Here is a 6,383-nt window from a genome sequence, read left to right as displayed (position 1 = left end):
AGAACGGTTTTCTGATTTTGGTACAGAATCGGTGGAGCGGTAGTTCAGTTGGTTAGAATACCTGCCTGTCACGCAGGGGGTCGCGGGTTCGAGCCCCGTCCGTTCCGCCACTTAATTGATAAGCCCTGACTTAATAAGTCAGGGCTTTTTCATGTCTAAAATTCCAGCTCAATTGTTGATTTAATCACAATATTCTTCTGCTTATAAGCGGATTTTTCAGCAATAATAATGCTGCCACAATGTTCCCCATCGAAATCATTCACAAAACGATGAGGAAAACATGACAATCCCTGCCTTTGGTTTAGGTACTTTCCGCCTGCAAGACGATGTTGTAATTCATTCCGTAAAGACAGCACTGGAACTGGGTTATCGTGCCATCGACACCGCGCAAATCTATGAAAATGAGGCTGCTGTTGGTCAGGCCATTTTTGAAAGTGGAATAGATCGTCACCAACTCTTTATTACCACCAAGATTTGGATCGAAAATCTCACTGCTGAAAAACTCATACCGAGTTTGCAACAAAGTCTGTCAAAACTGCGCACCGAGTATATTGATCTTACATTGATTCACTGGCCTTCACCTGGCGCAGCAGTCCCGGTGAAAGAGAGTATGCAGGCATTAATGGCAGCGAAAGAGGCGGGCCTGACGCGCCAGATTGGCATATCAAACTTCCCGATTGCGCTAATGAGAGAGGCCATTGCCGCAGTTGGCATTGAAAATATTGCCACCAACCAGATTGAACTCCATCCCTTCCTGCAAAACAGCGAGGTGGTTGAATTTGCTAAGCAGCAAGGAATGCACATCACGTCTTACATGACTCTGGCTTACGGTGAGGCACTAAAGGATGCGACCATCCAGTCGATTGCACGCAAACATCAGGCGACACCGGCACAAATCGTTCTGGCGTGGGCGATGCAATCTGGCTTCAGCGTGATCCCTTCTTCAACTAAGCGCGATAATCTGGCCAGCAATATGGATGCTGCTAACTTAATGCTTGATGCGGAGGATATGAAAAGCATCTCATCACTGGATCGCCAGCAGCGGTTGGTTAGCCCTGAAGGGTTGGCTCCGGACTGGGATTAAGTGACGAAATATTCAGCCCTGCATTCGCCAGGGCTGTTGCTTAACCCACTCACTGAGAAAGTCGATAAAAGCACGTGCTCGTTGGCTAACGCCCAGATCGCTGTAATAGACCGCGTTGAACGGCATCGCTACGGGTACTCGCTGTTGTGCCAACACCTCAATAAATGTCCCATCCGCGATTTCACTGTCTACCATATAATCGGACAAACAAGCGATACCTTGATCATCGAGACAAAGTTGTTTAATAGTTTCACCGCTGTTTGAGGACATTCCCGGCACGATGTCATAAAGGTCATGACCATTCTCAGACACAGGCCAACGGTTCAGGCGCAGCGGTTCTACAAATCCAAGGCATTCATGATTTATCAAATCCGATGTAGAGAGGGGGACACCCCTTTTCGCCAGATAAGCCGGAGTTGCTACCAATTTGCGATAGCTGATAAACAGCAAACGTGCTCGTAAGGTCGAATCCGTCAGGTTGCCTGCGCGAATAGCTACATCGACTTTACGTTCAATCAGATTGATAAAGCTCTCCGACGAGATAAGCGACAGGGTGACGTCGGGGTAGCGCTCACGGAAGGGTTTAATCATCGGCAGAATCAAATGCAGAATGACCGGCGTGGCTGCGTCTATGCGCAGAAGACCTTGCGGAGCTTGCTGTCGTTCCATTAACTCATTTTCAGCAGTCGACATCTCCTGTAGGAGCTTCTGAACGCGTTTAAAGTACTGCTCACCTTCCTGAGTCAGTGCGAGCTGCCGGGTGGTGCGCGTGAGTAAAGCCACTCCAAGTTTGTTCTCCAGTTTTTTGACAGTGCGACTCACAGCCGAATTCGCCATCTGCAGTTGTTCCGCCGCACGGCTAAAACTGCCGCTTTCTACCACAGCAATAAAAACTTTCAACTCATCCGACGATGCTTTCATTATGCTCTCCTAAGCAAAAGTCTATTCTCACTTTGCATCTTTTTGTCATTAAAGCATGAGTCGATAATGGCGCCCATCAAAACATACATGGGAGTCAATCATGCCACTTGCACTCTGGGCGCTGACTATCAGCGCCTTCGCTATCGGAACCACTGAGTTCGTGATCGTAGGCTTAATCCCTACGATTGCGGAACAACTTAACATCACGCTACCTTCAGCTGGTATGTTGGTCTCAATTTACGCCCTTGGTGTCGCCGTGGGAGCGCCAGTGCTGACTGCTTTAACCGGCAAAGTGCCGCGCAAGCCACTGCTGATAGGGCTGATGGTGCTTTTTACGGTGGGCAACCTGGTCGCCTGGTTGGCACCGAACTATGAGACGTTGGTCGTTGCTCGCTTGCTAACGGGACTCGCGCACGGTGTATTCTTCTCGGTCGGTTCAACGATTGCTACCAGTCTGGTGAGTAAGGAGAAGGCTGCAAGTGCCATCGCCATCATGTTTGGCGGTCTGACGGTGGCATTGGTAACCGGAGTGCCCTTGGGTACACTGATTGGTCAGCACTTTGGGTGGCGTGAAAGTTTCCTCGCAGTTTCCTTGTTAGGTGTCATTGCTTTAGTCAGCAGCATGGTACTGATACCGCGTAATGTTGCGCAGCCACCTGTTACCACTTTGGCACAGCAAGCGCGCGTCATGGTGAACCCACGCCTGCTATTAATCTATGCTATTACCGCGTTGGGCTACGGCGGCGTGTTTACCGCCTTCACTTTCCTGGCGCCGATGATGCAGTCATTGGCCGGTTTTTCCCCTGCAGCGGTCAGTGTCATTCTGCTGGGATACGGTATCTCCGTCGCCATCGGTAATATCTGGGGTGGCAAGTTGGCCGATCGTCACGGGGCTGTACCCGCGTTAACGCTAATCTTTAGCGCATTGGCGGTATTGCTGTTGATATTCCAGTTTACGGCTAATACACACTTTATGGCGCTGGCAACGGTGCTAGTGATGGGGATTTTTGCCTTCGCTAACGTACCGGGCCTGCAGGTCTATGTGGTGCAGAAGGCTGAGTCCTATGCGCCTGGTGCAGTTGATGTGGCGTCAGGACTGAATATCGCGGCGTTTAACATCGGGATTGCACTAGGGTCATTGGTTGGTGGTCATATTGTCGAACACTATGGTCTGGCTCAAACCCCCTGGGTTGGTGCTGTCATTGTTTTGCTCGCGCTATTGCTGGTAAGACTGAGCGGTCAGCTCGACAAACCCCGTACTGCATTTGCCACGGAATAATGAGGTCAACAACCCGCTAAAGGGCGGGTTGTTACCGTAATATGCTGTGAAGCTAATTCCGACAATTAACAACGCCAATTGAAACCCTGTCCTAAAATCCCTATAACTGTCAGGTGAAGTTGTAGTCGTAAATCAGCCAGGCGGGAAAGTGCGAAAGAAAACATATGCAATGCGTTACACAGCGGGTCAGCCTGCAGAGCGGATATTTCCGCCTGGGGCGATGTTGCATCTGGGACAGGCGCTGCCGCCTGGTGCACCGTTACCTGCGGATCCTGCATTGCGGGTTTTAGTCTGGAATATCTTCAAGCAGCAGCGGGCTGATTGGATGTCCGTACTGCAGGGTTTCGGCAAAGATGCTCACCTTGTTTTACTTCAGGAAGCACAAACCACCCCTGAGTTGGTCAAATTCGCCACCAGTAACTATCTGGCGGCCGATCAGGTACCTGCCTTCGTCTTACCCCAACATCCCTCCGGCGTGATGACGCTCGCTTCTGCGCATCCTGTGTATTGCTGTCCACTGCGTGAACGCGAACCTTTGTTACGCCTGGCTAAGTCGGCGCTGGTGACGGCCTATCCACTGCCGACCGGCGAAATGCTGATGGTGGTCAATATCCACGCGGTGAATTTCAGCCTTGGCGTGGATGTCTACAGCAAGCAACTTGGTCCGATTGGCGAACAGATTCAACATCATTGCGGACCGGTGATCATGGCCGGCGATTTCAATGCCTGGAGCCGTCAGCGCATGAACGCGCTGTATCGCTTTGCCGAAGAGATGGCATTACACGAAGTGAATTTCACGGATGACCATCGGCGTAAAGCGTTTGGCCGTCCGTTAGATTTTGTCTTCTACCGTGATATGAAAGTTAGCGAGGCTTCTGTGCTGGTCACGCGCGCTTCTGATCACAATCCACTGTTAGTCGAGTTCACGCCAACAGCGCTTGCCCGCTAAGTCTCAATGAACGCAATCGCCCGCACCGGCGAGGCTGACCCGCGCTCAATTCGAAGTGGTAGTGCAAGAAAGCAAAAATGCGCAGGCAACATCTCTAAGTTAGCCAGATTTTCGATAATAAGATTATCGTTACCCAGTACAGCTAAATGTGCGGGATTTTCTGCATTGCCAAAGGCATCGAGCGAGAGGGCATCGGTGCCAAATACCTTTACACCTTTTGCAATCAGATAAGCAGCACCTTCCGCAGAAAGCCCCGGCCAATCCTGCAGAAATGCGCTGTGATCGGGTTTAAGAGCCCATTTTTCATGCCAGCCTGTGCGAAAAATGACGATGTCATCAGCCTCAATTGCGCCAAAGTCCCTTTCCCAAAGTTGAATGTCCTTAACACCAAAAGTGTGGCAGGGCGCAATATGTCGCATATCCAGCAGCAAGCCCCGGCCCATTAACTGGCATACATCAATCTCTTCGATTGTCTTGCCGCCTTCAATAAAGTGTGAAGGAGCATCGACATGAGTCCCGCAATGATCCCCCATGATTATCTGGCAGTTATAATTTCCATCGCCGGTTGAATAAGTTTCATTATCCGCACGGATAAATTTCGGGTGTGTCGGCCATACGGGCATGCTGGTTTGATGTAAATGACTCAGTTCTACTATTTTGCTGCTGCGAATCTGTTTCCAGAGAGCTGTCATGTCATCCTCACTTATTCACATTTACCGTTTCTTTGAGCAGGGCAAGGGGAATGCAAGAAAGCAGCAGCATCCCGACGATTACGGCATAGTGCACGCTGAAACCCCACGTATGGATAATCCAGCCGCTAACAGGGGCGACCAGAATGCCAGCGATACCCACCGCCAAACCAATCATCAATCCAAGGCTCGAAGCTGCTGCATGAGGTGAAGAATCAATCAGCAGCGCATACGCAACAGGATAGGGCGAATTGCGGAACAGCCCCCAAAAAATCAGGATCCCCCAGGCAAGTGCGGCAGAATGAATAAAAATGCAGAGCGAACAGGCAAGGATCCAGCCCGCGATAATGATCGTCAGAGATGTCTTACGCCCGCGTTTATCCGAAAAACTGCCCCAAACGATCTGACCAATCCAGCCGGTGATACCCGAAGCACCCGAAATGATGGCGGCGGTGGATAGGTCCAAACCGACCTCACGTGTGAGTTGAAGGGTTAAGAAGTTTGCAATCCCCATTTCAGCCCAGATAAAACCAAAGACCAGTGCAATCGCCATCAGGCAATTACGGTTTTTAAGGCAGCTAAAGGAATTTTTCAGGCTGGATTTCTGCGGTTTGGCTTCGATCGGGCGAGTCAGTTTGTGTTCGTCGATCCAGTTAAAGACGCGTTGATGATTTTTTTTGGTTCCTATAATCAACTGCAATACCACGATGATTAACCCGATCAAAGGGATAAACAGAAATGCATGGCGCCAATCACCAAACATTAAAATCGCAGCAATTAAAATCGGACCAATGAATTGCCCAAGCGGAAAACCGGTGTGATGTACGCCAATGGCGAAACCTCGATTTTCTTTTTGCCACCACTCGCCGAGCAATGCCACATTAATTGGCTCTGAGCCGCCGGTACCCATCCCCATAAAAACACGCAGCGCCTGAAATGCCCCCAGCGATTTGCAAAATGCTGTAGCAACACCAGATATGATCTCCACCAAAACTGCCAGGCACCAGCTATAGCAGCGGCGATAACCGCTACCGATATAATCGGAAAGCAGGCCAAATAGCACCGCACCTGACAACGTACCGAAGAAGCTTAGCGAGTTAATCCACCCAGCCTGCACTTCACTAAGATTGAAATCCTTCATTATTGCCGGCAATAGGGTGGGTAAGATGATACGGTCTATCGAGTTCATCAATATAGCAAGTGTCGTGATGACCAGCATGGCCCATGATAAAGGATGGGCACGTGGTAACCAGCGTGGTGTTGTCGTGTTCGTTTGCTGCCCTGAAGCATTATCTGCTTCCTTAAGCTGTTCGTTAAGGCTATCGCTCATTCTCAACCCTTATCCTACCGATGGTTTATCGAATCACTGAACTCACGGTTCAGCGATAGAGTGAATGCACGCCATGTAACATTTAAATTACGAATGCGGCGCCTTTCGTTAACACTATCGGTTGGCTTCTA

Annotated in this window: 6 protein-coding genes and 1 tRNA gene; 4 read left to right on the top strand and 3 right to left on the bottom strand. The window is 50.0% G+C overall.

Going from position 1 to position 6,383, the window contains the following annotated elements; genetic code table 11:
* Positions 1-33 precede the first annotated feature (33 nt).
* Positions 34-110: transfer RNA gene (locus tag WFP70_RS24330), tRNA-Asp, on the top strand.
* Between the two features lie 170 nt (positions 111-280).
* Positions 281-1,084, top strand: coding sequence for a 2,5-didehydrogluconate reductase DkgB (gene dkgB, locus WFP70_RS24325; RefSeq protein WP_337024663.1), 804 nt, complete (start codon positions 281-283; stop codon positions 1,082-1,084).
* Positions 1,085-1,096: 12 nt separating this feature from the next.
* On the opposite strand, the gene yafC is transcribed toward dkgB, so the two are convergent.
* Complete coding sequence (gene yafC / locus WFP70_RS24320; protein ID WP_337024662.1) at positions 1,097-2,005, bottom strand: DNA-binding transcriptional regulator YafC; 909 nt, start codon at positions 2,003-2,005, stop codon at positions 1,097-1,099.
* 100 nt (positions 2,006-2,105) lie between these two features.
* Between yafC and WFP70_RS24315 the strand changes: the two genes are divergently transcribed.
* Positions 2,106-3,284 (top strand): MFS transporter, encoded by a 1,179-nt coding sequence (locus tag WFP70_RS24315; protein ID WP_337024661.1) that lies wholly within the window; start codon positions 2,106-2,108, stop codon positions 3,282-3,284.
* Between the two features lie 148 nt (positions 3,285-3,432).
* Entirely contained in the window at positions 3,433-4,233 is an 801-nt protein-coding gene (locus WFP70_RS24310) for an endonuclease/exonuclease/phosphatase family protein (protein ID WP_337024660.1), read from the top strand.
* On the opposite strand, the gene WFP70_RS24305 is transcribed toward WFP70_RS24310, so the two are convergent.
* Positions 4,230-4,925, bottom strand: coding sequence for a cyclase family protein (locus WFP70_RS24305; protein WP_337024659.1), 696 nt, complete (start codon positions 4,923-4,925; stop codon positions 4,230-4,232). The two genes, WFP70_RS24310 and WFP70_RS24305, sit on opposite strands and share 4 nt — an antisense overlap.
* A 7-nt stretch (positions 4,926-4,932) precedes the next feature.
* Positions 4,933-6,252, bottom strand: a complete 1,320-nt coding sequence (locus WFP70_RS24300; protein ID WP_182058504.1) for an MFS transporter — start codon at positions 6,250-6,252, stop codon at positions 4,933-4,935.
* Positions 6,253-6,383: the final 131 nt, after the last annotated feature.

Source organism: Pantoea sp. USMM079, from assembly GCF_037153115.1.
Lineage (GTDB): Bacteria > Pseudomonadota > Gammaproteobacteria > Enterobacterales > Enterobacteriaceae > Pantoea > Pantoea communis.
This window is presented reverse-complemented; position numbering and strand designations above follow the sequence as displayed.

What these genes read in the sequence shown, in the direction of transcription:
- dkgB (WP_337024663.1), top strand. Translation starts at nt 281, where the DNA reads ATGACAATCCCTGCCTTTGGTTTAGGTACTTTCCGCCTGCAAGACGAT.
- yafC (WP_337024662.1), bottom strand. Translation starts at nt 2,005, where the DNA reads ATGAAAGCATCGTCGGATGAGTTGAAAGTTTTTATTGCTGTGGTAGAA.
- WFP70_RS24315 (WP_337024661.1), top strand. Translation starts at nt 2,106, where the DNA reads ATGCCACTTGCACTCTGGGCGCTGACTATCAGCGCCTTCGCTATCGGA.
- WFP70_RS24305 (WP_337024659.1), bottom strand. Translation starts at nt 4,925, where the DNA reads ATGACAGCTCTCTGGAAACAGATTCGCAGCAGCAAAATAGTAGAACTG.
- WFP70_RS24300 (WP_182058504.1), bottom strand. Translation starts at nt 6,252, where the DNA reads ATGAGCGATAGCCTTAACGAACAGCTTAAGGAAGCAGATAATGCTTCA.